Raw genomic sequence first — 22,058 nt, forward strand, 5'->3', positions numbered from 1 at the left:
TACGTGGATCCGGACCTGCCGGAAAAGGTGACCGGGGCCTGACGCTCCCGCCGGTAGCGTCGGCCGGATGCACCGAGAGCGACTCATGGCGTACTCCGCCGTCTCCACCCGCCTGTCCCTGCTGAGCGACCACCGGCTCCGCGCACTGACGGCCGCCGCGACACCCCTCGGGTCCGGTATCGGCGGCCGGTCCGCCGAGTTGGACGTCGACGGGACGCGGGTCTTCGTCAAGCGCGTGCCGCTGACCGGCATCGAGCTGCTGCCGCGCAACGTACGGTCCACCGCGAACCTCTTCGGACTGCCGCTGCACTACCAGTACGGGGTCGGCTCGGCCGGGTTCGGGGCCTGGCGGGAGCTCGCCGCGCACGCCATGACCACCGGCTGGGTGATCGAGGGCGCGTACGACGGCTTTCCGCTGATGTACCACTGGCGGGTACTGCCCGACTCCCCGCCCGGAGGCGACGGCATCGACGCGGCCGTCGCCCGGTGGGAGGGGTCGGACGCCGTGCGCCGGCGGCTGGAGGCCATCGGGCGGGCCTCGTACAGCCTGGTGCTCTTCCTGGAGCACGTGCCGCACCGGCTCGGCGCCTGGCTGGCCGGGCACCCCGCGTACGACCGGGCGGACCGGGCCCTGCTCCGCGGGGCGGAGTTCATGAGCTCGCGCGGGCTGGTCCACTTCGACGCCCACTTCCACAACGTGCTGACCGACGGCGAGCTCATCCACTTCGCCGACTTCGGGCTCGCGCTCAGCACCCGCTTCGAGCTGGCGCCCGACGAGGCCCGGTTCCTGTCGGAGCACCTGGGATACGACCGCGCGTACACCGCGAGCCATCTCCTGCGGTACCACCTGCCCGGCGCCGACGAGCGCGACGACCTGGCGCACGAGGCCTTCCTGCGGGAGTGGATCGCGGGGCGCGGGCGCGGCGGGGTGCCCGCCGAAGCCGCCGCGCTGCTCGACCGGCACGCCGCGACGGGGCTCTTGATGGCGGGCTTCCACCGGCGGCTGGTGACGGAGAGCAAGCGGACGCCGTTCCCGGCGGCGGAGGTCGCGGAGGCTTCTCGGTAACCCTCCCCCAGAGAGCTTGAACCTGTTCAAAAAGAGGTCTACAGTCAGTCCTGCCAACAAGTTGAACACGTTCAAGGGGGGCGAGGGCATGGACCTCACCGTCGTCGCATACGTCATCTACCTGCTCATCAGCATCGCGCTGACCGTCTGGGTGGCCCGCACGCTCAGCCGCAACGGGCGCATCTTCATCGCCGACGTCCTGCACGGGAACGAGAAGCTCGCGGACGCCGTGAACCACCTCCTGGTGGTCGGCTTCTACCTCGTCAACATCGGCTTCGTGACGCTCTACCTGCGCTCGGACGTCGGCATCGACACCGCCCGCCAGCTCTTCGAGGCGCTGTCGGTCAAGATCGGTGTCGTCCTGCTCGTCCTCGGCGTCATGCACCTCGGCAACGTCTGGGTGCTGAACAAGATGCGCCGCCGCGGGATCATGGAGCGTCAGCAGACCCCGCCGGTCGCCCCGAACGCGTGGACCGCTCCGGCCGGGGCCTGACCGATGGCCACGGCAACAACGGCCGCCACGCACCACCTGACGGTGCTGTACGACGCCAACTGCCCGCTCTGCGTCCACATCCGGCACTGGCTCCTCGGGCAGCGCCGGCTGGTACCGCTCCGGCTGATCCCGGCCGGGTCCTACGAGGCGCAGCGGCGCTACCCGCAGCTCGACCATGCGGCGACGCTCCGCGAGATCACCGTCATCGGGGACGGCGGGCAGGTATGGACCGGGACCGACGCCTTCATCGTGTGCCTGTGGGCGCTGGCGGAGCACCGGCCGAAGGCGAACTGGCTCGCCACCCCGGCGGGCCGGCCCTTCGCCCGCGCCGCCATGTACACGGCCTCGGCATGGCGGCAGGCCGTACGGACCGAGCCCGGGTCGGAGGGTGAAGTGGAGCCCGAGGCACCGGCCTGTGACGACCACTGCGCCGTACCCGGATAGGCTCGTACACCGTGACTGATCAGAAGGCTCCCAAGAGCGAGCAGACCCGCACGCTCATCCTCGAAACCGCGCTCCGTCTCTTCCAGGAGCGCGGCTTCGACAAGACGACCATGCGGGCCATCGCCAAGGAGGCCGGGGTCTCGGTCGGCAACGCCTACTACTACTTCGCCTCGAAGGAACACCTCGTCCAGGGGTTCTACGACCGGATCGGCGCTGCACACCAGGCGGCGGTCCGGCCCATCCTGGACAGCGAGACCGATCTGCAGAAGCGGCTCGCGGGCGTGCTGACGAGCTGGCTGGACATCGCGGCGCCGTACCACGAGTTCGCCTCGCAGTTCTTCAAGAACGCGGCGGACCCGGAGAGCCCGCTCAGCCCGTTCTCCCCGGAATCGGAACCCGCGCGCAAGGCCGCGATCGACATGCACCGCGAGGTGCTGGCGGGCGCGAAGACGAAGGTCCCGGACGAGCTGGCCGACGTACTGCCGGAGCTGATGTGGCTCTCGCAGATGGGGCTCGTCCTGTACTGGGTCTTCGACCGGTCCCCGAACAGCGAGAAGACGCGGCGGCTCGCGGAGCGCGGCGCGCAGCTGACGACGCGGGGCATCGTCCTGGCCCGGTTCCGGGTGCTCCGGCCGCTGGTGCGCGAAGTCCACGAGCTGTTCGCGGACTTCCTGCCGGGCATGGCGCAGACGGTGGTGTCGAAGAAGAAGCGGGCCTCCGACCCGGACCCCGGGCCCGCGTAGCGCCCGGGGCGGCGCCGCTTGCGCACCCGCTAGTGCTGCGACCGGTCAGGCCTGGTGTGAGGCGAGTTCGACGACCGTGATGTCGGACGGAGCGCCGACCCGGACCGGGGGTCCCCAGGCGCCGGCGCCACGGGAGACGTAGAGCTGCGTGTCGCCGTAGCGCTCGAGGCCGGCGACGGTGGGGTTGGCGAGCTCGGCGAGGTAGTTGCCCGGCCAGAGCTGGCCGCCGTGGGTGTGCCCGGAGAGCTGGAGGTCGACGCCGTGGCGGACGGCGTCGTGGATGACGACGGGCTGGTGGGCCATGAGCACGGCGGCGCGCGCCCGGTCGCGGTCGCCGAGGGCGGCGACGAAGTCCGGGCCGTGGCCCTCGGTCTCCCCCTGCACGTCGTTGACCCCGGCGAGGTCGAAGTACGGGAGCGCCCGGCGGGCGTTCTCCAGGGGCGTGAGGCCGAGCTCGCGGACGTGGTCGATCCACTGCTGGGCGCCCGAGAAGTACTCGTGGTTGCCGGTGACGAAGTACGAGCCGTGCCGCGCGCGGAGCCGGCGCAGCGGTTCGGCGGCACTGCCGAGGTCGTGGACGTTGCCGTCCACGAGGTCGCCGACGATGGCGATGAGGTCGGGCTGCGTGCGGTTGATCGTCTCGACGATGCGGGTGGTGTGGGCGCGGCCGAGGACCGGGCCGAGGTGGATGTCGCTGACGACGGCGATCCGGAAGCCGTGCGCGGCGCGGGGGAGTTTGGCGAGGGGGACCTGGACGCGCTTGACGCGGGGGCCGCGGAGGACGCCGTACGTGCCGTAGCCGACCGTGCCGGCTGCTGCTGCGGCGGCGGCTCCGCCGATCGCTCGTGCGACGAATTGGCGTCGGGTCGCCCCCGCGGGGGCCTGGGCCGCCGGGCTCTGGGTCTGCTCGGGCGGGAGCGGGTCTTCCAGGGCGGTCGCAGGGCCCTGCGGGGCTTCTCCCCTACCCACCCTTGCGCCGTTTCCCGGGGCTCCGCCGCGGACCCCGCGCCTCGAACGCCGGAGGGGCCGGGGTGGCCCGAGGGGCTGGACATGCGCAGGCGCCCGGCGGAGGAGAAGGGCTCGGACCGGTTCGGCGAGCAGCATCGCCAGTGTCAGGTACAGGAGGACCGCAAGCCACATGTAACCCGGCCAGGCCACGGACTGTTGGAGCCAGAAGGGGGCGCCGGCGCGGCCCGTGGTGAGGGCGGCCAGCGAGAGGAGCGGCAGGGTGAACGCGAGGGTGGTGCCGATCCGGCGCGCCGTGCCGCGCGGGACCGTCGTATCGCGGACCAGACGGATCCACAGCCAGCGGTGGACCAGGACCAGCAGGGCCAAGACCAGCACCGCGATCACCGCGAACATCGCGAACATCGCGATCTTCACGCGTCCGGACCCGCGTCCGAACCCGCGTCCGGACCCCGGCGTGATGCGCGCCGCAGCGCGAGGACGCCGCGCAACCCGATCACACCAACGGCCGTCCCCAGGAGAAAGGAGGCGATGGCCAGGAGAAGGTGTACCCAGAAGTAGGCCGTCGGCTCGCCCGCCGCGTCGAAAGCCAGACCGCTGGCGTCCTTCCACAGGTTCCGGACGAAAGACACCCAGATGAACCAGCTCCACACTCCGAAGGCGAGCAGGAACCAGGAGACGGCACGGCTGAGTTTCATGCCCCCAGTATCGGTTTGGTCCCCAGGACGGACGCGTCGGGGTGGGCTGTACCGGCGGTGGTTCGGACAAGTTGGCCGGTCCCGGGCTGCAGACAGCCGATCGGGATGTACTTTCACCTGCGTGTCTGCCAAGAAGACCGCGCTGACGGTCCTTTCCGCCGGGCTGCTGGTCCCCGCGATGCTCGTGGTGCCCGCGCACGCCGCGCCCACCCCGCCGCAGGACGGGAAGGGGCAGCCGCCCAAGGCCCCGGCCGCGGCCGGGCCGCCGGCGTCGATGTCCACCGTCGGCGGAGCCCTGCTCGGCAAGCCGGGCGTCCAGGTGAACCCGCTGGCCGGCGCCCCCGCCCTGCCGACGAACCTGACGGGGCGTTCGTGGATCGTGGCCGACGCCGAGACCGGCGAGGTCCTGGCCGCCAACAACGCGCACTGGCGACTGCCCCCGGCCTCCACCCTGAAGATGCTCTTCGCGGACACGGTGCTGCCCAGCCTCCCGAAGGACAAGGTCCACAAGGTCACCGAACACGACATGGAGGGCATCGGGGCCGGCTCCAGCCTGGTCGGGGTCAAGGAGGACCACGAGTACTCCGTGCACGACCTGTGGCTCGGGGTGTTCCTGCGGTCCGGGAACGACGCCGTGCACGTGCTCGCCGCCATGAACGGCGGCATCGAGAAGACCGTCAAGGACATGCAGGCGCACGCCGAGGAGCTCCAGGCCCTCGACACCCACGTCGTGTCCCCCGACGGGTACGACGCCCCGGAGCAGGTGTCGAGCGCGTACGACCTCACCCTCATCGCCCGCTCCGGCCTGCAGAAGCCGGACTTCCGCGAGTACTGCGGGACGGCGGAGGCGAAGTTCCCCGGCCTGCAGGAGCCCGGGAAGCCACGCGAGTACTTCGAGATCCAGAACACCAACCGGCTGATGACGGGCTCGGGCAGCCTCTCCCCGTACAAGGGCATCGCCGGGGTGAAGAACGGCAACACGACCATGGCCGGCTCCACCTTCACCGGCGCGGCGCAGCAGGGCAACAAGAAGCTGCTGGTCACGGTGATGAACCCGAGCGCGGGCGGCCTGAACTCCGTCTACGAGGAGACCGCCGGCCTCTTCGACTGGGGCTTCGCGGCGATCGGGAAGGTCAAGCCGGTGGGCGAGCTGGTCCCACCGAAGAGCGCGGACACCTCCTCGCTCGGCTCCCCCGCCCAGTCGCACGAGCACAACCCCTCGGCGGCCGGCGAGGGCGCGAGCGGCGGTGTCGGCACCGCGCTCGGCGTCGCGGGCGGGGCGCTGGCCGTGATCGCCGGTGGGGCGTACGCCGTCAACCGCCGCTGGCCGCGCGGCCCGCGTGGCCGCCGCACCGGCGGCGGCCAGGCGTCCTAGGCGTCCTAGGTCGCCTAGGCCTCTTGCTCCTGGTTCGCGGGCTCCTCGGGGTCTTCCGCGCCGTCGCCGTCCGCGGCGGCTCGGGTGGCCGTCCAGGCCGAGCAGTACAGCAGCAGCTTCGCCATCAGGTTGATCCAGATCAGCAGGGCGACCGGTACGCCGAAGGCCCCGTACATGCTCTTCGCGGCGACCCCGCGCATATAGCCGCTGAGCAGGAGTTTCAGCAGTTCGAAGCCGGCCGCGCCGAGGAGGGCCGCCTGGATGAGGTGGCGGCGCGGCGGTTCGACGCCCGGCAGCAGGGTCAGCACGTAGAGCAGGAGCAGGAAGGCCGCCACGACACCGACGAGGAAGGCGCCGGCCCGCAGGAGTGCGCCGCCCGCGCCGTGCTGCGGCACGCCCAGCCAGCCGCCGAACTTGCCGACCGCGCTGGAGCCGAGGATCGAGGCCGCGGCCGAGCACAGGCCCACGGCGCCGAGGCCGACGAGCACGAGCGCGTCCTTGCCCTTGCGGACGACGGGGTTGCCCAGGTCCTCGTCGTCCTTGTCCCACACGGCGCGCAGGCAGTCCCGCATCGAGCCGACCCACCCGATGCCGGTGACGAGCAGGAGGGCGGCGGCGACGAGCCCGACCGTGCCCGCGTTGGCGACCAGACCGTTGATGTCGAGCTGCTCGGAGATGCCGGGGACCTGCTCGGCGAGGTTCTTCTGGAGCCGGTCGAGCTGCTCCTGGCTGAGCAGCGCCGCGCCGATGGCGGCGGCCACCGTGATCAGCGGGAAGAGCGCGATGAAGCTGATGAAGGTGATCGCGGAGGCGAGCCGGCTCCAGTGGACCCGGTCGAGGCGTTCGTAGGCACGCCACGCGTGCGTCCGCATCAGCCGGACCACGAGTGGCCCGATCACCGGGAGTTTCGTCAGCCAGTCCATGAGGTCACCGTAAAGGAGCTGACGGAAATAGCCGGGATTGCCGGTTTTGGGCACTACGGTCGTCGATTGTGACTTTTCGCGAAGCGCGTCCGATGGACGACCGTCCGTTCCACACCCTGGTCCTGCGCACGCTCCGGTTCCACGCCCGTCAGACGCTCAGGCCGCGCCGTCAGGGGCGCCGTACGGCGGTCTCGGCCGCACCGGCGGCCCCCGCGGCCTCGTCGACCGGTGACCCGAGCTGCGCCGGGACGCCGGTGATCGGGCCACTGCCGAAGGGGTACTCGCGCAGCTTGCGCCAGACCCCGTCCGAGCCCTGCTCGTAGAGCGCGAAGCCCGTGCAGGTCCACTGCGCCGCGTATTCGGCGAGGGTCGTGAACGCCAGGTCCATCGCCTCCTCGGAGATCCCGTGGGCGACCGTGACGTGCGGGTGGTACGGGAACGCCAGCTCCCGGTCGAGCGGCCCGTCCGGGTCGCGGACCAGGCCCTGGAGCCGGGTGCAGCCCGTACCGCCCTCGACGACCTGGACGAAGACCACCGGGGAGAGCGGGCGGAACGTGCCGGTGCCGGCGAGCCGCATCGCGAAGGGGCCGAACGCGGCCGCGACCTCGGTCAGGTGGGCCCTGATCTCCGGCAGCCGGTCCGCCTCCACCTCGGTGGGCGGGAGGAGGGTGACATGCGTGGGGATGCCGTGCGCGGCAGCGTCCCCGAAGCCGGCGCGCAGCTCCTGGAGCCGGCTGCCGTACGGCTCCGGGACCGCGATCGAAACGCCGAGCGTTACGGTCCCCACGTATGTCTCCTCCGTCGTCCGGTCCGTCGTCTGGTGCGTACAGGTTGTGTACGGGTCCTGTCGACCCAGTGTGGGGCCAGCACCCCCCGGATTGCCAGGGCCTCTTTCCCTGACCGATTTGTCAGCCCCGGTTCAGTGCTTGGCGGGGACCAGGCCGAGGCGGTCGTAGGCCTGCGCCAGGGTCTCGGCGGCGACCGCGCGGGCCTTCTCCGCGCCCTTGGCGAGGATGGAGTCCAGCGTCTCCGGGTCGTCCAGGTATTCCTGGGTGCGCTGCTTGAACGGTGTGACGAAATCGACCATCACACCGGCCAGGTCCGTCTTCAGCGCGCCGTAGCCCTTGCCCTCGTACTTGGCCTCGAGGGCGGGGATCGACTCCCCCGTGAGGGTGGCGTAGATCGTGAGCAGGTTGCTGACGCCGGGCTTGTGCTCGGCGTCGAAGCGGACCTCGGCCTCGGTGTCGGTGACCGCGCTCTTGATCTTCTTCTCGGTGACCTTGGGCTCGTCGAGGAGGTTGATCAGGCCCTTGGGGGACGACGCGGACTTCGACATCTTGATCGTCGGGTCCTGGAGGTCGTAGATCTTCGCGACCTCCTTGACGATGTGCGCGGCGGGGAGGGTGAAGGTCTGGCCGTAGCGCTGGTTGAAGCGCTCGGCCAGGTCGCGGGTCAGCTCGATGTGCTGGCGCTGGTCCTCACCGACGGGGACGGCGTTCGCCTGGTAGAGCAGGATGTCGGCGACCTGGAGGATCGGGTACGTGAACAGGCCGACGGTGGCGTTGTTGACGCCGCCCTTGGCGGACTTGTCCTTGAACTGGGTCATCCGGCTGGCCTCGCCGAAGCCGGTGATGCAGTTCATCACCCAGCCGAGCTGCGCGTGCTCGGGGACGTGGCTCTGGATGAAGAGCGTGCAGCGCTCGGGGTCGAGACCGGCGGCGAGCAGCTGCGCGGCGGAGAGCCGGGTGTTCGCGCGGAGATCCTTCGGATCCTGCGGCATGGTGATCGCGTGCAGGTCGACCACCATGTAGAAGGCGTCGTGCGTCTCCTGCAGGGCGACGTACTGGCGGATGGCTCCGAGGTAGTTCCCGAGGTGGAACGAACCGGAGGTGGGCTGGATACCGGAGAGCGCGCGAGGACGATCAGAAGCCATGGCTCCATTCTCTCAGGTACCGGAGCCGTGCCGGGCCGCACCTGGCCGATCCCCGGGGCTCCTCCCCCAGACCCCGCGCCTCGGACGGAGTCCGGGGGAGGTGGAAGGGCGGGTGGGGGACAGCCCCGCGCAGCGGCCCCCCACCCAGGCCCGGGTCAGGAGACCGGCAGGCCCGGGGCCGGGTAGGCCGCGAGGAGGTCCGCCACCTCGCTGCGGATCGCGGACAGGGCCGGCTCGTCCGACTTGGCGGCGGCGTCCACGGCTCGGGAGATCCAGTCCGCCACCACCGGCATGTGCTCCACGCCCAGGCCCCGCGACGTCAGCGACGGCGTGCCGATACGGATGCCCGACGGGTCGAACGGCTTGCGCGGGTCGAACGGGACCGTGTTGTAGTTCACTACGATCCCCGCGCGGTCCAGCGCCTTGGCAGCCACCTTGCCCGGGACCCCCCGCGAGGTCAGGTCCATCAGGATCAGGTGGTTGTCCGTACCGCCCGAGACCAGGTCGAAGCCCCGGGAGAGCAGGGCCGCCGCCAGCGCCTTCGCGTTCGCCACCACCGCATGCGCGTACGTCACGAACGACGGCTGCGCCGCCTCGTGCAGCGCCACCGCGATGCCCGCCGTCGTCTGGTTGTGCGGACCGCCCTGGAGGCCCGGGAACACCGCCTTGTCGATGGCCTTCGCGTGCTCCTCCCGGCACATCAGCATCGCGCCCCGCGGGCCGCGCAGCGTCTTGTGGGTGGTCGTGGAGACCACGTCCACGTGCCCGACGGGCGACGGGTGCGCCCCGCCCGCGATCAGGCCCGCGATGTGCGCCACGTCCGCGACCAGGATCGAGCCCGCCTCCTGCGCGATCGAGGCGAACGCCTCGAAGTCGATCGTGCGCGGGAGCGCCGTACCGCCGCAGAAGATGATCTTCGGGCGCTCCGCGAGCGCGAGGTCGCGCACCGCGTCGTAGTCGATCAGGCCCGTCTCGGCGGACACCCCGTACTGCACGCCCCGGAACCAGGACCCCGTCGCCGAGACGCCCCAGCCGTGCGTCAGGTGCCCGCCCATCGGCAGGGCCATGCCCATCACCGTGTCGCCGGGCTTCGCGAAGGCCAGGTACACCGCGAGGTTCGCCGGCGAGCCGGAGTACGGCTGGACGTTGGCGTGGTCCACCCCGAACAGGCCCTTCGCCCGCTCGACGGCCAGCGCCTCGACGCGGTCGATGTTCTGCTGGCCCTCGTAGTAGCGGCGGCCCGGGTAGCCCTCGCTGTACTTGTTCTGCAGCACCGTGCCGGAGGCCTCGAGCACGGCGGCGGACACGTAGTTCTCACTGGGTATCAGGCGCAGGGTCTGCGCCTGCAGGGATTCCTCGGCGGTGACGTAGGACGCCAGCTCGGGGTCGGTGGCAAGAAGGGCGGGGTGGCGGCTCGCGCTCATGGCGGCTCCTCCGGGGTCGATGTCAGTTCTCGTCCCCGCGAGGCCCAGGCGAGCGGCCCTGAATGCGGTCGTGCGCGCACGACTCCCCCGGAGTTGGTTCTCCGTACGCCAGTCGCCGTGCGTGCCGCCCACCTTAGCGGGCGGTCCACAGGAAAGGTTTCCCCGTCCGGTGTACGAGCGACGTATAGCCGTATACAAGGTGATGTGACGCCGGTGGCACCACCCTCGTCACCCCTGTCACCCGGCCCGCCTGACCGACGATCGGAGACCCCGTGTCGACAACTGCTGAAGCCATGCGTTCCGCCGAGGCCCACAGCGCGCACAACTACCACCCGCTGCCCGTCGTCGTGGCGTCCGCGGAAGGCGCGTGGATGACCGACGTGGAGGGCCGCCGGTACCTGGACATGCTCGCGGGCTACTCGGCGCTCAACTTCGGCCACGGCAACCGGCGTCTGCTCGACGCCGCCAAGGCGCAGCTGGAGCGGGTCACCCTCACCTCGCGGGCCTTCCACCACGACCGGTTCGCCGACTTCTGCACCGAGCTCGCCGCGCTGTGCGGCAAGGAGATGGTGCTGCCGATGAACACGGGTGCGGAGGCCGTGGAGACGGCGGTGAAGACCGCGCGCAAGTGGGGTTACGAGGTCAAGGGCGTCCCGGACGGGCAGGCCAAGATCGTGGTCGCGTCCGGCAACTTCCACGGCCGGACGACGACGATCGTGAGCTTCTCGACGGACCACGAGGCCCGCGACCACTACGGGCCCTACACGCCTGGGTTCGAGATCGTCCCGTACGGGGACCTCACCGCGCTCGCCGCGGCGGTCACGGCGAACACCGTGGCCGTGCTGCTGGAGCCGATCCAGGGCGAGGCGGGGGTGCTGGTGCCGCCCGCCGGTTACCTGCGGGGCGTACGGGAGCTCACGCGCGAGCGGAACGTGCTGTTCATGGCGGACGAGATCCAGTCGGGGCTGGGCCGGACCGGGAAGACGTTCGCGTGCGAGCACGAGGAGGTCGTGCCCGACGTGTACATCCTCGGCAAGGCGCTGGGCGGCGGCGTGGTCCCGGTGTCGGCCGTCGTCGCCGACCGGGACGTGCTGGGGGTGTTCCGGCCCGGCGAGCACGGCTCCACCTTCGGCGGCAACCCGCTGGCCTGCGCGGTCGCCCTGGAGGTGATCGCGATGCTGCGCACCGGCGAGTACCAGCAGCGCGCCACCGAGCTCGGCGACCACCTGCACCGGGAGCTGAACCTGCTGGTCGGCGGGGGTGCGGTGACCGCCGTACGCGGACGCGGGCTCTGGGCCGGCGTGGACATCGCCCCGGGGCACGGCACGGGCCGGGAGATCTCCGAGAGGCTGATGGAGCTGGGCGTGCTGGTCAAGGACACGCACGGGTCGACGATCCGGATCGCGCCGCCGCTGGTGATCACCAAGGAGGATCTGGACTGGGGCCTGGACCAGCTGCGGTCCGTGCTCGCAGCCGGCTGACCCCGGATCCGCCACCGCGGGCGCGGCCGGGAACCGGGCAGGTCCCGGCCGCGCTTGCGGCTAAGGGCTGTCCCGTAATCCCTGGTGGATCAGCGCGCGGCGTCGGATGCGGTGCATCGCAAGGCGGAGGAGCGTCCTCATACTGGGCGTATGCGGGCGCTGCGACAACGCGGCGAGGCGCCGTAGCCGACGCCGTGCGCCCGCCGGGGATTACGGGACAGCCCTTAAAGGATGACGTGCGGCAGGAAGCGGGCGTATTCGTCCGTGACCGGGCCCGCCGACTCGCGGATGCCGAGTCCCGCCGCCTCCTCCTCCACGACCCACGCGCCGAGCACCACGCGGTTGCCGTCGAAGTCGGGCAGCGGGGCCAGGCCCTGGAAGACGTACGCCTCGTCCTCGTCCGGCACGAACGGCTCGCCGCCGCCGGCCGGGTGCAGGGTGACCCCGGCGCCCTCGCGGCCCAGCAGGGGCTTCGCGGCGTACCCGGTGGTCTCCGCGAGCTCGCGCGGGCCGTCGAGGTAGGCCGGCAGCAGGTTCGGGTGCTCCGGAAAGAGCTCCCACAGGATCGCCAGCAGCGCCTTGTTGGACAGCAGCATCTTCCACAGCGGCTCGATCCAGGTGGTGGTCCCGGTTCCGCCGCCGTGGTCGTACGTACCGAGGACCTGCGGGCCGAACGCGTCGGTGGCCAGCCATTCCCACGGGTAGAGCTTGAAGCAGCTGCGGATGAAGCCGAGCTTCTGGTCCACGAACCGGCCGGACAGGCTGTCCCAGCCGATCTGCTCGACGGCCAGCGCCTCGGTCTCCAGGCCCGCCTGCTCGGCGGTCTCCTGGAGGTAGGCGACCGTCATCAGGTCCTCGCCGAGCTCGTCGGTCTCGGAGTGCGCGAAGTGCAGCGGGCCGGGCGGAAGCAGCTCCGCCTGCCGGCGCCAGGCCTCGACGAGCCGCTCGTGGAGGGAGTTCCACTGGTCGGCGCCGGGGAAGCGCTCCTCCATCCAGAACCACTGCGGACTGGCCGCCTCCACGAGGGAGGTGGGGGTGTCGGCGTTGTACTCCAGCATCTTGGCCGGGCTGCCGTCACCCTCGTAGCGCAGGTCGAACCGGCCGTACAGGGACGGCTGTTCGGCGCGCCGGCGCCAGGACTCGGCGATGCGCTCCGCGAGGTGCGGGTCGGTGATGCCGAGGTCCGCGAAGCGGTCGTGCTCGACGATGTGCGCGGCCGCGGCCAGGCACATGGCGTGCAGCTCCTCGACGACGTTCTCCAGCGCCTCGACCTCGGGGAGCGAGAAGGAGTAGTACGCGCTCTCGTCCCAGTAGGGGCGCAGGGAGTCGTCGGGGTAGCGGGTGAGCGGGTAGATCAGCCCCTGCTCCTCGACGGTCTTCTGCCAGTCGGGGCGCGGCTCGATGGTGTGACGGCGCACGCGGTTCAGCCGCCGCTGGAGCTGGAGTGGCCGCCGATGCCACCGCGGGTGACGGCGGACTTGTCGAAGCTGCCGCCGCTGACCCGGTTGTTGGAGACGCTGCCGCCGTAGTAGTACACGCCGCGGCTGCTGCTGCTGCCGCTGCCGCTCTTGCACTCCTTGCTGTTCAGCTTCTCCATGGTGGCGCGGTCCACGCAGCGCTTGTCGGGCTCGCTGCTGCTGCCGCAGGCCACGAGGGCGGCGGCGAGCAGGCCCATGCCGCCGAGGGCGACGCTGCCGGAGCGCATGCGGCGTCGGGTGGTGCTGCTGCTTCTACTACTGCTGTCGTCCATGCCATCCATGGCGGACAGACTAGAACGGGGCGGCGAAGCGATGGAATCCGGCCGTCGAAACCCTCTCATCACCTCCATGACCTAGAGTCAATTCGTGCTTCTTGGGATGGTTTGCGCGCTCGGTGCGGCGGTCTGCTTCGGCACGGCGTCGGTCCTTCAGGCGATGGCCGCCCGGGCGGTGGAGCCGGGAACCGGGTCGGGGGTGGACACGGCACTGCTGCTGCGGGCGGCACGGCAGTGGCGGTACGTGCTGGGCCTGGGGCTGGACGCGGCCGGGTTCGTCCTCCAGATCGTGGCGCTGAAGAACGTCCCGATCTACACGGTCGGGGCGGCGCTGGCGGCGAGCCTCGCGGTGACGGCGGTGGTCTCGGCGTGGCTGCTGCACGTACGGCTGCGCGGGGCCGAGTGGGGCGCGGTGGGCGTGGTGTGCGCGGGGCTGGCGATGCTGGGGCTGGCGTCGGGCGAGGAGGGCTCGGGGACGGGGTCGTTCGCGCTGCAGCTGGGGCTGCTGGTGGTGGCCGGGCTGGTGCTGCTGGTGGGGGCCGCGGCCGGCGGACTCCCGGACCGCTCCCGGGCGCTGGTCCTCGGCCTGGCGGCGGGGACGGGCTTCGGGGTGGTGGAGGTGGCGGTCCGCCTCATCGACGACATCTCGTTCGCGTCGCTCGCGAACCCGGCGCTGTACGCACTGCTGCTGGGCGGGGGCGCGGCGTTCCTGCTGCTCACCTCGGCGCTGCAGCGGGGCTCGGTGACGACGGCCACGGCGGGGATGGTGATCGGCGAAACGATCGGCCCGGCGGTGGTCGGGGTGGTCTGGCTCGGCGACCGCACCCGCGAGGGCCTGACCTGGCTGGCCGTCCTCGGCTTCGCGGTATCGGTCGCCGGAGCCCTCCTCCTGACCCGCTTCGGCGAGCCCCCGACAGAACCCGGCCCCGCCGGCGTTTGAGGCGCGGGGCTCGCGGGCGGAGCCCCCGCAACGGCGCCGCACCGGGACCGGCACCCGCACCCGCACCCGCCGGCGCACGCGTCACGGCAGAGCGGAAAGCAGGGCCGCCAGCGTCGGGGACCATGCGCTCGTCGACGGGGTCCCGTAGCCCACCACCAGCGCCTCGCGGGGCAGAAACCCCGCCTCCGGGTGGGTGTAGCGGGACAGGGTCTCCAGGGCCAGGTCCTGCCAGGCCGCGGCCCGGAGCACCGAGGCCTGCGTCCCCGCCGGGAGGTCCAGCACCGCGTGCAGGCCCGCCGCGATGCCCGACACCGCCACCCGGCCGGAGACGGCCGCGACCAGCTCGTCCCGGCGCCTGCGGTACCGCAGCCGCATCCCGCGCACGTGCCGGTCGTACGCCCCGGACCGGATGAACTCCGCGAGCGTCAGCTGGTCCAGCGCACTCGACGTCCAGTCGGTCCGCCCCTTCGCCGCGACGACCTCGTCCAGCAGCCCCGGCGGCACCACCATCCACCCCATCCGCAGCCCCGGCGCGAGCGACTTGCTCGCCGTGCCGAGGTACACCACCCGGTCCGGGTCCAGTCCCTGCAACGCCCCCACCGACTGGCGGTCGTAGCGGAACTCCCCGTCGTAGTCGTCCTCCAGGATCAGCCCGCCCGTGGTCCGGGCCCAGTCGACCGCCGCCGCCCGCCGGGCCGGGGTCAGTGCCGCCCCGGTGGGGAACTGGTGGGCGGGGGTCAGCAGCACCGCCCCCGACTCGGCGGACAGGTCCGGCGTCCGCGCCCCCGAGGCGTCCACCGTCAGCGGCCGGGTCCGCAGCCCCGCTCCCGTCAGCAGGTCCCGGTGCAGGTCGAGGCTGTACCCCTCCACCGCCACCTCCCGTACCCGCCGCGCCCGCAGCACCCCCGCCAGCAGCGTCAGGGCATGCACGAACCCCGCGCACAGCACGATCCGCTCCGGGTCCGCGTACACCCCGCGCGCCCGCGCCAGGTACCCGGCGAGCGCCTCCCGCAGCTCCACCCGGCCGCGCGCGTCGACCGCGTACCCGAAGGCGTCGTTCGGCGCGTCCGTCAACGCCCGCCGGGCGGCCGTCAGCCAGGCGGCGCGCGGGAAGCCGCCCAGGTCCGGGGTGCCCGGCTGCAGGTTGTACGAGGGCCGCCGCCGCTCGGGATGCCGGACCCGGGCGGCGCCCGCGGGCCGCCGCGGCCGGGCCCGTTCGGCGACCCGGGTGCCCGAGCCCTGCCGGGCCGTCAGCCAGCCCTCGGCGACGAGCTCGGCGTACGCCTCCGCGACCGTGTTGCGCGCGATCCCGAGGTCGGCGGCGAACGACCGTGAGGACGGCAGCCGGGTCCCGGGCGCGAGCCGCCCGCTGCGCGCGGCCTCGCGCAGCGCGTCGGCGAGACCGGCCCGCAGACCTCGCCCGGCGGAGAGGTCCAGATGCAGGTCGGCGCCGAAAGTGGCCCATGATTCCGTCATGGATATGGACCATATCGGCGGGCCGCCTGCTGCCTAGGGTGGAGACATGACCACCACGCACGAACACACCGCCGCACACGCACCCGAGCACACCCCGCGCATGGGCTGGGCCCAGCACGTGCCCGATGTCTACAAGGCCGTCGTGGGCCTGGAGATCGCCTCGAAGAAGGGCCTGGACCCGGTCCTGGTCGAGCTGGTCAAGATCCGCGCCTCGCAGCTCAACCACTGCGCGTTCTGCCTGGACATGCACTCGAAGGACGCGCTCGCCGCGGGCGAGAGCGTCGAACGGATCGTCCAGCTCGCCGCCTGGGAGGAGTCGCGCCACTTCTACACCGAGAAGGAGGCCGCGGCGCTCGAGCTGACCGAGGCCGTGACCGTCCTGACCGACGGGTTCGTTCCCGACGAGGTGTACGAGAGGGCCGCGAAGCACTTCGAGGAGAAGGAGCTCGCCCAGCTGATCGCCGTGATCGCGACGATCAACGTCTGGAACCGCTTCGCGGTGACCACCCGCATGGTCCCGGGCCACTACACGCCGGGCATGTTCAAGTAGGAAACGGCCCAGCGGGACCGGCCGGGCAGGACCGGCGGTCAGTCCGGCCGTCAGCCCGGCCGGAACGAGCCCAGGGCCGCCGCCATGTGTGCGCGGACGGCCTTGGCCCGGTCGGCCGGTCCGAAGGTCATGAGCACCCACCGGCTGCCGTCGGAGGCGACGGTCAGCCGCCCGATGCCGCGCGCGGTTCCGTTGCCGTCCGGGTCGGGCACCTCGTAGACGAGCTCGCAGCCGCGGCCGTCCTTCGGGTCGAGGGACAGCCGCCGGTAGCCGTCCCGGGTGCTCAGCTCCCTGGTTCCCTCGTGCAGGACCTCGCACGGGTCGTCGGGGCCGCCGGTGACCGGGAAGACCTGGAGCAGGCTGCCCCGGCCCTGTGCGGGGCGGAACACCGTGCCGGCTCCGGTCCCGGACTCGGACGTGCTGAGCTCCCAGTCGTCGGGGACCGCGACCTGGAAGCCCGACCCGGCGCTGCGCAGCACCTTGTAGCCGGCCGGCAGCCCCGGAGGTTCCCTCAGTACGAACACGGCCGCCAGCGCGGCCCCGCCGAGGACCACCACCAGGCCGCCGACGACGGCCGCCCGCGGCCACCACCTGCGCGCCGTGCGCTGCACGGGCGGTACGGCGTCCGGCAGGTAGGCGGGCTTCGGCGGCGGCTGCGGGCCCGACGGTTGCGGCGGCCCCTCGGACCCCGGCTCCGGACCCTCCCGCCCCTCCGGCTCCGCCTCCTCCCACTGCTGCGACTGCGGGTTCCAGCGGACGGGGCCGCTCTCCGGGGCCACGGATCACCCCCCGAACGAGGTCAGCAGGGCGGCCAGCGCCGTGGCCGCGCTCACCGAGTCCACCAGCGGGGCCCACCGCTCCAGCGCCCCGCGCAGCCGGGCGGCCAGGCCCGGCCGGACCTCCTCGCCGGGACCCTCCAACTCCTCTGCCGCCGCGTCCAGTTCGGCATCGAGGGCGGTCCGCCCGTCGCTGCGGGGCAGCCGTACGAGGGCGGCGCGGAGGTCGCGTACGGCCTCCAGCAGCTCCTGCGCGGTCGGGCCGGCCGCACCTGTGCCCGGGTCCGTACCGGCGTGGTTGACCGTGCTGTTGCCGACGTCCGTGCCGCCGATGCTGAAGGCGCTGCCCTGCACGTCGCCGATCCGCACCGAGGGCAGCGGCTGCCCGGCGTCTGCGCTACTTGCCACTTCTGCTCTCCTTGCCCGCGCGCACGCGCCCGTCGCTACGTTCCGCCTTGTCCGTCGCCCTGTTGTTCACCGTGCTGTTGTGGCTCACGCCGTGGATCCCGAAGGCGCTGTTACTCACGGACTGGATGAACACCCCGCCTTCCGCGACGTTGACGGCGCGCTCCGCGAACTCCTCGGTGTGCCAGCCCGCATCGTGCAGCGCCAGCGTCACGCCGCCGACGATCCGCTCCTGGATGGTCTTCAGGTACCGGTCCAGGTCCATCAGCTGGAACAGCGACCCGTCCTCCTGCGACGCCAGTTCGCGTACGGAGGCCGCCGGCCCCGCCGCGTACGCGACGCCGTGCCCGGCGGTCGCCAGCCGCCACGGGACCCGGCAGGCCCCGCCCAGCGTCGCTACGGCCACGCCGAGGGAGCCGGGCGCATGGATGAGGGCCAGGAGCACCTTGGCCACGGGGGTGTTGCGGCGGTACCGGCGGGCGATGTCGTCGGCCCGCTGGAAATCGGGCCGCACCGGCAGCAGCACGTGCGGCGCGACCTCCAGCATGAGCATGCCGCCCTGCGTGTGGACCCGGATGAAGACGGTGATGACGAGGTTCTCGTCCCAGCCGCCGATCCGGACGCGCAGGAAGTGCCGGCGCCGCTCGCCGGCCTCCTCGACCGCGGCGGCGCGGTGCTCGGCGAAGGCCTCAGCGGACAGGTCCACCGCGTCCACGTCGGGCACTCCGGCGGCGGGCAGGAACACGCACTCGTCGACGACCAGCTCGCGCAGCCGGTCCAGTACGGCGTCGTCCGCCGCCTCGGAACCGCGCGGCGAGGGGGTCCGCAGGGCCTCCAGCCTGGGCCGGATCTGTTCGATGATCCGTTCGTTGTCGAGGCGCCGGGCTCCCGCCCCGGTGCGCGGGCGCAGCTCCACGGCGAGCTGCCACGGCAGATGGGCCTTGCCGGCGCCGCAGAACGGATTGCCGACGTCGTAAAGGACCAGCGGTGCGTGCTGGGCGCGTTCGATGTCCTCCCGGGCCCGCTCGAAGCGCCGGCCGGCTGCGGGGTCGCCGGACCGGTCCTCGTACTGTGCCCGGCTGAGCGAGGAGTGGATGATCTGCGCGAAGTGCCCGCGCTGCAGGCCGACGAGGACCGTGACCAGCACGGCGATCAGGACGACCGTCCACGAGTAGGCCTCCCCGTAGACCTGGCCGATCCTCGGGATCTCCAGGAGGACGGCCAACGGGTCGGTCTGCAGGAGCTGGGTCAGGTACCTGCCGAGGTCGCTGAGGTCCAGGTCGTCCCCGTTGCTCGCGTCGTCCGCGAAGAACCCGCGGAGCACCCCCCACAGGATGCGGCCGAGGAGGAAGCAGGCGCAGCCGCGCAGGATCCATTCGAAGACCCGGCCGCCGCCACGGCCGTTCCGCTCGCGGCGCTTCTTGATCCGCCCGGCCCCGCTCAGGAGCAGCGCCGGGACGAGCAGGAAGACGAAGAACGCACGGGTGAGGAACAGGCCGAGGCCCCACGCCGCGACGATCGCTGCCGACCAGGCCACTTCGGTGCGCAGGGCACGCAGGGCGTGGGCGAGGACGCGGGCTGCGTCGAACCCGTACGAGGGGGCGGGGAACCGTTCCTCGTGGACGTACAGCTCCTCGATCACCCGGTCGCGGTAGGCGGCGTCGAGGTAGGTGCCGGCGCACAGGAGGCGTCCCGCCTCCGATACCGCCGGGTCCACGGGAGTCCTGCCGTCCGGTGTGCCGCTCACGAGTTCCCCTCGGTCGGGAGGAGGGAAACCGTACGGGGCGGGTGGAGTGAGGGACAGGGCGGTTCACGCCAAAGGGCCCCGGCGCGCAGTGCGCCGGGGCCCTTTCAGGCGTTTCGGATCGGACCGGCCGGATCGGACCGGCCGGATCGGATCAGATCAGGCCGAGCTCGCGGACCGCGTCGCGCTCCTCGACGAGCTCGGCGACCGAGGCGTCGATGCGGGTGCGGGAGAACTCGTTGATGTCCAGGCCCTGGACGATCTCGTACTTGCCGTCCTTGGTGGTGACGGGGAAGGAGGAGATGATGCCCTCCGGGACGCCGTAGGAGCCGTCCGACGGGATGCCCATGGAGGTCCAGTCGCCCGCGGCGGTGCCGTTGACCCACGTGTGGACGTGGTCGATGGCGGCGTTGGCGGCCGAGGCGGCCGAGGACGCGCCACGGGCCTCGATGATCGCGGCGCCGCGCTTGGCGACGGTCGGGATGAAGGTGTCGGCGAGCCACAGCTCGTCGCTGACGACCTCGGCGGCGTTCTTGCCGGCGATCTCCGCGTGGAAGATGTCCGGGTACTGGGTCGCCGAGTGGTTGCCCCAGATGGTGAGGCGCTTGATGTCGGAGACGGCGGTGCCGGTCTTCGCCGCGAGCTGCGAGATCGCGCGGTTGTGGTCCAGGCGGGTCATCGCGGTGAAGCGCTCGGCCGGTACGTCCGGGGCGGCGGCCTGCGCGATGAGCGCGTTGGTGTTGGCCGGGTTGCCCACGACCAGGACCTTGATGTCGTCCGCGGCGTGCGCGTTGATCGCAGCGCCCTGCGGCTTGAAGATGCCGCCGTTGGCGGCGAGCAGGTCACCGCGCTCCATGCCCTTGGTGCGCGGGCGGGCGCCCACGAGCAGGGCGACGTTCGCACCCTCGAAGCCCGCGTTCGGGTCGTCGAAGATGTCGATGCCCTTGAGCAGCGGGAAGGCGCAGTCGTCGAGCTCCATGGCGGTGCCCTCGGCGGCCTTCATGCCCTGGGGGATCTCCAGAAGACGGAGCTTGACCGGCACGTCCGCGCCGAGCAGGTGACCGGAAGCGATGCGGAAGAGCAGCGCGTAGCCGATCTGGCCGGCGGCGCCGGTGACGGTGACATTCACGGGAGTGCGGGTCATGGCCTTCTCCGTTAGACAGCTGGCGGTGGGGCGTCCCCGCCCCATGTGCTGGCGGACGCCGCTCCCCTGCGAATCTTGACGTGAAGAGACATCCGGCGTCAGGCTATCCGACCTTCCGGCGGCCCAATCCCCCGGTCTGTGTGGTGCACGGCACACAGACCGGGAGTTCGAAGGCACGGAGCGGGATTTCCCCCCGCTTTTCAGCCATCCAGTACCGCCGGACGGGTGTCGCGCAGGCGCACGAAAGGCTCGGCGGGCCTCCGTGGGCGCCTCAGCGGACCGTGAAGCGGACCGCGCTCTCCAGGAACGGGATCTCCAGCAACGGCTTGGGCTCCATCACCAGCGCGAGCAGCGTGATCGCCACCCCCAGCAGCCCGTACGTGACCATGTCCGTGAAGCGGGAGCGCACCGCGAGCATCCCCACCGACGGCAGCACGCGCCGCAGTACGGAGGCCGTGATCAGGGCCACGCCGATCACCAGGCAGCCCACGCGGGGGTGTCCCAGCGCGGTCAGGAGCAGTCCGACCGCGGTCGCGGCGAGCACGCTGAGCATCGGCCACTGGCGCGCCGCGAGGGCGTCCCCGGGCGCGGCGCGGCCGTGGCCCTCGGGGCGGGCCGTGTCCTGGGTGACGGAGGGGAAGCGGCGCGACTTCGCGGCCTCCGTGCCCGCGGCCCCGGCCGCGGCGGCTTCGGCGCCGCGCCCGGCTTCGGACGTGGTGTCAGCGCCGGTGCCGGCGCCGCTGTCGGCCCCGGGGACGGCGGCGGCGCCGGTCCCCGAGTCGGCGCCGGTCCCGGCTTCCGCTTCGTGCTCAGCCTGCACTGGTCGACGTCCGTTCCGCCGCCTCGACGACGTTCACGAGCAGCTGCGCGCGGGTCATCGGGCCGACTCCGCCCGGGTTGGGGGAGATCCAGCCGGCCACCTCGGCGACGCCCGGGTGCACGTCGCCGACGATCTTGCCGTGCTCGTCGCGGCTGACGCCCACGTCCAGGACGGCCGCGCCGGGCTTCACGTCCTCCGGCTTGACCAGGTGCGGGACGCCGGCGGCCGCGACGATGATGTCCGCCTGGCGCAGCTGGGCGGGCAGGTCGAGGGTGCCGGTGTGGCACAGGGTCACGGTGGCGTTCTCCGACTTGCGGGTCAGCAGCAGGCCCATGGAGCGCCCGACGGTGATGCCGCGGCCGAGGAGCACCACGTGCGCGCCGTTGATCTCGATGCCGTGGTGGCGCAGCAGCCGGACGATTCCGTACGGGGTGCAGGGCAGCGGACCCGGCTCGTTCAGCACCAGCCGGCCGAGCGACATCGGGTGCAGGCCGTCGGCGTCCTTGGCCGGGTCCATCAGCTCCAGGACCCGGTTGGTGTCGATGCCCTTGGGGAGCGGGAGTTGGACGATGTAGCCGGTGCAGTCCGGGTTCGCGTTGAGTTCCCGTACGACCGCCTCGATGTCCTCCTGGGAGGCCGTCGCGGGCAGTTCGCGCTGGATGGACGCGATGCCGACCTCGGCGCAGTCCTTGTGCTTGCCGTTGACGTACCAGCGGCTGCCCGGGTCGTCGCCGACCAGCAGGGTGCCGAGGCCGGGGGTGATGCCCCGGGCCTTGAGCTCCGCCACGCGGGCGGTCAGTTCGGACTTGATCGCGGCGGCGGTGGCCTTGCCATCGAGAATCTGGGCGGTCATGGTCCCATCCTCCCGGATGGGACGCCCCCGGTTCCAGTCGTGGGGGCCGCC

The 22,058-nt window shown here is 72.1% G+C and carries 23 protein-coding genes and 1 riboswitch; of the genes, 8 read left to right on the forward strand and 15 right to left on the reverse strand.

The features are described from left to right. The first annotated feature begins 67 nt into the window (after positions 1-67). The 4 genes from OHT74_RS15155 (at position 68) to OHT74_RS15170 (ending at position 2,746) form a co-directional block, all read left to right on the forward strand. Positions 68-1,066 carry a protein kinase family protein gene (locus tag OHT74_RS15155; protein ID WP_328620497.1) on the forward strand — a complete coding sequence of 333 codons (999 nt, stop codon included), beginning with the start codon at positions 68-70 and terminating at the stop codon, positions 1,064-1,066. A gap of 88 nt (positions 1,067-1,154) precedes the next feature. Next, positions 1,155-1,559 carry a hypothetical protein gene (locus tag OHT74_RS15160; protein WP_266664553.1) on the forward strand — a complete coding sequence of 135 codons (405 nt, stop codon included), beginning with the start codon at positions 1,155-1,157 and terminating at the stop codon, positions 1,557-1,559. 3 nt (positions 1,560-1,562) lie between these two features. Beyond that, on the forward strand, positions 1,563-2,003 hold the full coding sequence (locus tag OHT74_RS15165; protein WP_266664555.1) for a thiol-disulfide oxidoreductase DCC family protein: 441 nt from the start codon (positions 1,563-1,565) through the stop codon (positions 2,001-2,003). A gap of 11 nt (positions 2,004-2,014) precedes the next feature. Next, positions 2,015-2,746, forward strand: coding sequence for a TetR family transcriptional regulator (locus OHT74_RS15170; protein ID WP_266664557.1), 732 nt, complete (start codon positions 2,015-2,017; stop codon positions 2,744-2,746). Positions 2,747-2,791: 45 nt separating this feature from the next. Here the strand turns inward: OHT74_RS15170 and OHT74_RS15175 are convergent, their stop codons facing one another. After that, a complete protein-coding gene (locus OHT74_RS15175) occupies positions 2,792-4,117 on the reverse strand; it encodes a metallophosphoesterase (protein ID WP_328623323.1) in 1,326 nt (441 codons plus the stop codon). 8 nt (positions 4,118-4,125) lie between these two features. Beyond that, on the reverse strand, positions 4,126-4,410 hold the full coding sequence (locus tag OHT74_RS15180; protein WP_266664559.1) for an SCO4848 family membrane protein: 285 nt from the start codon (positions 4,408-4,410) through the stop codon (positions 4,126-4,128). 121 nt (positions 4,411-4,531) lie between these two features. Here OHT74_RS15180 and OHT74_RS15185 point away from each other — a divergent pair, with 121 nt between their 5' ends. Then, complete coding sequence (locus tag OHT74_RS15185; RefSeq protein ID WP_328620498.1) at positions 4,532-5,785, forward strand: D-alanyl-D-alanine carboxypeptidase family protein; 1,254 nt, start codon at positions 4,532-4,534, stop codon at positions 5,783-5,785. A gap of 14 nt (positions 5,786-5,799) precedes the next feature. Here the strand turns inward: OHT74_RS15185 and OHT74_RS15190 are convergent, their stop codons facing one another. The 4 genes from OHT74_RS15190 to glyA form a co-directional block, all read right to left on the reverse strand. Continuing rightward, positions 5,800-6,708 carry a YihY/virulence factor BrkB family protein gene (locus OHT74_RS15190; RefSeq protein ID WP_266664563.1) on the reverse strand — a complete coding sequence of 303 codons (909 nt, stop codon included), beginning with the start codon at positions 6,706-6,708 and terminating at the stop codon, positions 5,800-5,802. Positions 6,709-6,877: 169 nt separating this feature from the next. Beyond that, the gene (locus OHT74_RS15195; RefSeq protein ID WP_328620499.1) at positions 6,878-7,495 is read right to left on the reverse strand and encodes a 2'-5' RNA ligase family protein; all 618 of its coding nucleotides are present in this window, start codon (positions 7,493-7,495) and stop codon (positions 6,878-6,880) included. A gap of 132 nt (positions 7,496-7,627) precedes the next feature. Further along, a complete protein-coding gene (trpS, locus tag OHT74_RS15200) occupies positions 7,628-8,641 on the reverse strand; it encodes a tryptophan--tRNA ligase (protein ID WP_266664567.1) in 1,014 nt (337 codons plus the stop codon). 155 nt (positions 8,642-8,796) lie between these two features. After that, a complete protein-coding gene (glyA, locus tag OHT74_RS15205) occupies positions 8,797-10,065 on the reverse strand; it encodes a serine hydroxymethyltransferase (RefSeq protein ID WP_266664570.1) in 1,269 nt (422 codons plus the stop codon). Positions 10,066-10,100: 35 nt separating this feature from the next. Then, a riboswitch (ZMP/ZTP riboswitch) is annotated at positions 10,101-10,191 on the reverse strand. 167 nt (positions 10,192-10,358) lie between these two features. Between glyA and rocD the strand changes: the two genes are divergently transcribed. Further along, positions 10,359-11,546 carry an ornithine--oxo-acid transaminase gene (rocD, locus tag OHT74_RS15210; protein WP_443047401.1) on the forward strand — a complete coding sequence of 396 codons (1,188 nt, stop codon included), beginning with the start codon at positions 10,359-10,361 and terminating at the stop codon, positions 11,544-11,546. Positions 11,547-11,770: 224 nt separating this feature from the next. Here the strand turns inward: rocD and OHT74_RS15215 are convergent, their stop codons facing one another. Together OHT74_RS15215 and OHT74_RS15220 are read right to left on the reverse strand one after the other, a co-directional pair. Further along, positions 11,771-12,964, reverse strand: a complete 1,194-nt coding sequence (locus OHT74_RS15215) for a glutathionylspermidine synthase family protein (RefSeq protein ID WP_266664571.1) — start codon at positions 12,962-12,964, stop codon at positions 11,771-11,773. 5 nt (positions 12,965-12,969) lie between these two features. Continuing rightward, the gene (locus OHT74_RS15220) at positions 12,970-13,305 is read right to left on the reverse strand and encodes a hypothetical protein (protein WP_443047403.1); all 336 of its coding nucleotides are present in this window, start codon (positions 13,303-13,305) and stop codon (positions 12,970-12,972) included. Positions 13,306-13,402: 97 nt separating this feature from the next. Between OHT74_RS15220 and OHT74_RS15225 the strand changes: the two genes are divergently transcribed. Further along, positions 13,403-14,239 (forward strand): hypothetical protein, encoded by an 837-nt coding sequence (locus OHT74_RS15225; RefSeq protein WP_266672788.1) that lies wholly within the window; start codon positions 13,403-13,405, stop codon positions 14,237-14,239. Between the two features lie 81 nt (positions 14,240-14,320). On the opposite strand, the gene pdxR is transcribed toward OHT74_RS15225, so the two are convergent. Further along, positions 14,321-15,715, reverse strand: a complete 1,395-nt coding sequence (gene pdxR / locus OHT74_RS15230) for a MocR-like pyridoxine biosynthesis transcription factor PdxR (RefSeq protein WP_328620501.1) — start codon at positions 15,713-15,715, stop codon at positions 14,321-14,323. 46 nt (positions 15,716-15,761) lie between these two features. On the opposite strand from pdxR, the gene OHT74_RS15235 reads away from it, so the two are divergent. Beyond that, complete coding sequence (locus OHT74_RS15235) at positions 15,762-16,265, forward strand: carboxymuconolactone decarboxylase family protein (protein ID WP_266664575.1); 504 nt, start codon at positions 15,762-15,764, stop codon at positions 16,263-16,265. Positions 16,266-16,315: 50 nt separating this feature from the next. Here the strand turns inward: OHT74_RS15235 and OHT74_RS15240 are convergent, their stop codons facing one another. The 6 genes from OHT74_RS15240 to OHT74_RS15265 form a co-directional block, all read right to left on the reverse strand. Then, the gene (locus OHT74_RS15240; protein ID WP_328620502.1) at positions 16,316-17,044 is read right to left on the reverse strand and encodes a hypothetical protein; all 729 of its coding nucleotides are present in this window, start codon (positions 17,042-17,044) and stop codon (positions 16,316-16,318) included. A gap of 3 nt (positions 17,045-17,047) precedes the next feature. Continuing rightward, positions 17,048-17,449: a hypothetical protein gene (locus tag OHT74_RS15245; protein ID WP_328620503.1), complete on the reverse strand. Its 402-nt coding sequence runs from the start codon at positions 17,447-17,449 to the stop codon at positions 17,048-17,050. Beyond that, the gene (locus tag OHT74_RS15250) at positions 17,439-19,193 is read right to left on the reverse strand and encodes a hypothetical protein (RefSeq protein ID WP_328620504.1); all 1,755 of its coding nucleotides are present in this window, start codon (positions 19,191-19,193) and stop codon (positions 17,439-17,441) included. Before OHT74_RS15250 ends, OHT74_RS15245 begins: the two co-directional genes overlap by 11 nt. Positions 19,194-19,344: 151 nt before the next feature. Beyond that, on the reverse strand, positions 19,345-20,334 hold the full coding sequence (locus tag OHT74_RS15255) for a malate dehydrogenase (protein WP_266626289.1): 990 nt from the start codon (positions 20,332-20,334) through the stop codon (positions 19,345-19,347). 271 nt (positions 20,335-20,605) lie between these two features. Continuing rightward, positions 20,606-21,154, reverse strand: a complete 549-nt coding sequence (locus OHT74_RS15260; RefSeq protein ID WP_328620505.1) for a DUF3017 domain-containing protein — start codon at positions 21,152-21,154, stop codon at positions 20,606-20,608. Continuing rightward, a complete protein-coding gene (locus OHT74_RS15265) occupies positions 21,144-22,007 on the reverse strand; it encodes a bifunctional methylenetetrahydrofolate dehydrogenase/methenyltetrahydrofolate cyclohydrolase (RefSeq protein ID WP_266664585.1) in 864 nt (287 codons plus the stop codon). Before OHT74_RS15265 ends, OHT74_RS15260 begins: the two co-directional genes overlap by 11 nt. Positions 22,008-22,058 lie beyond the last annotated feature (51 nt).

The organism is Streptomyces sp. NBC_00354 (genome assembly GCF_036106915.1).
GTDB lineage: Bacteria > Actinomycetota > Actinomycetes > Streptomycetales > Streptomycetaceae > Streptomyces.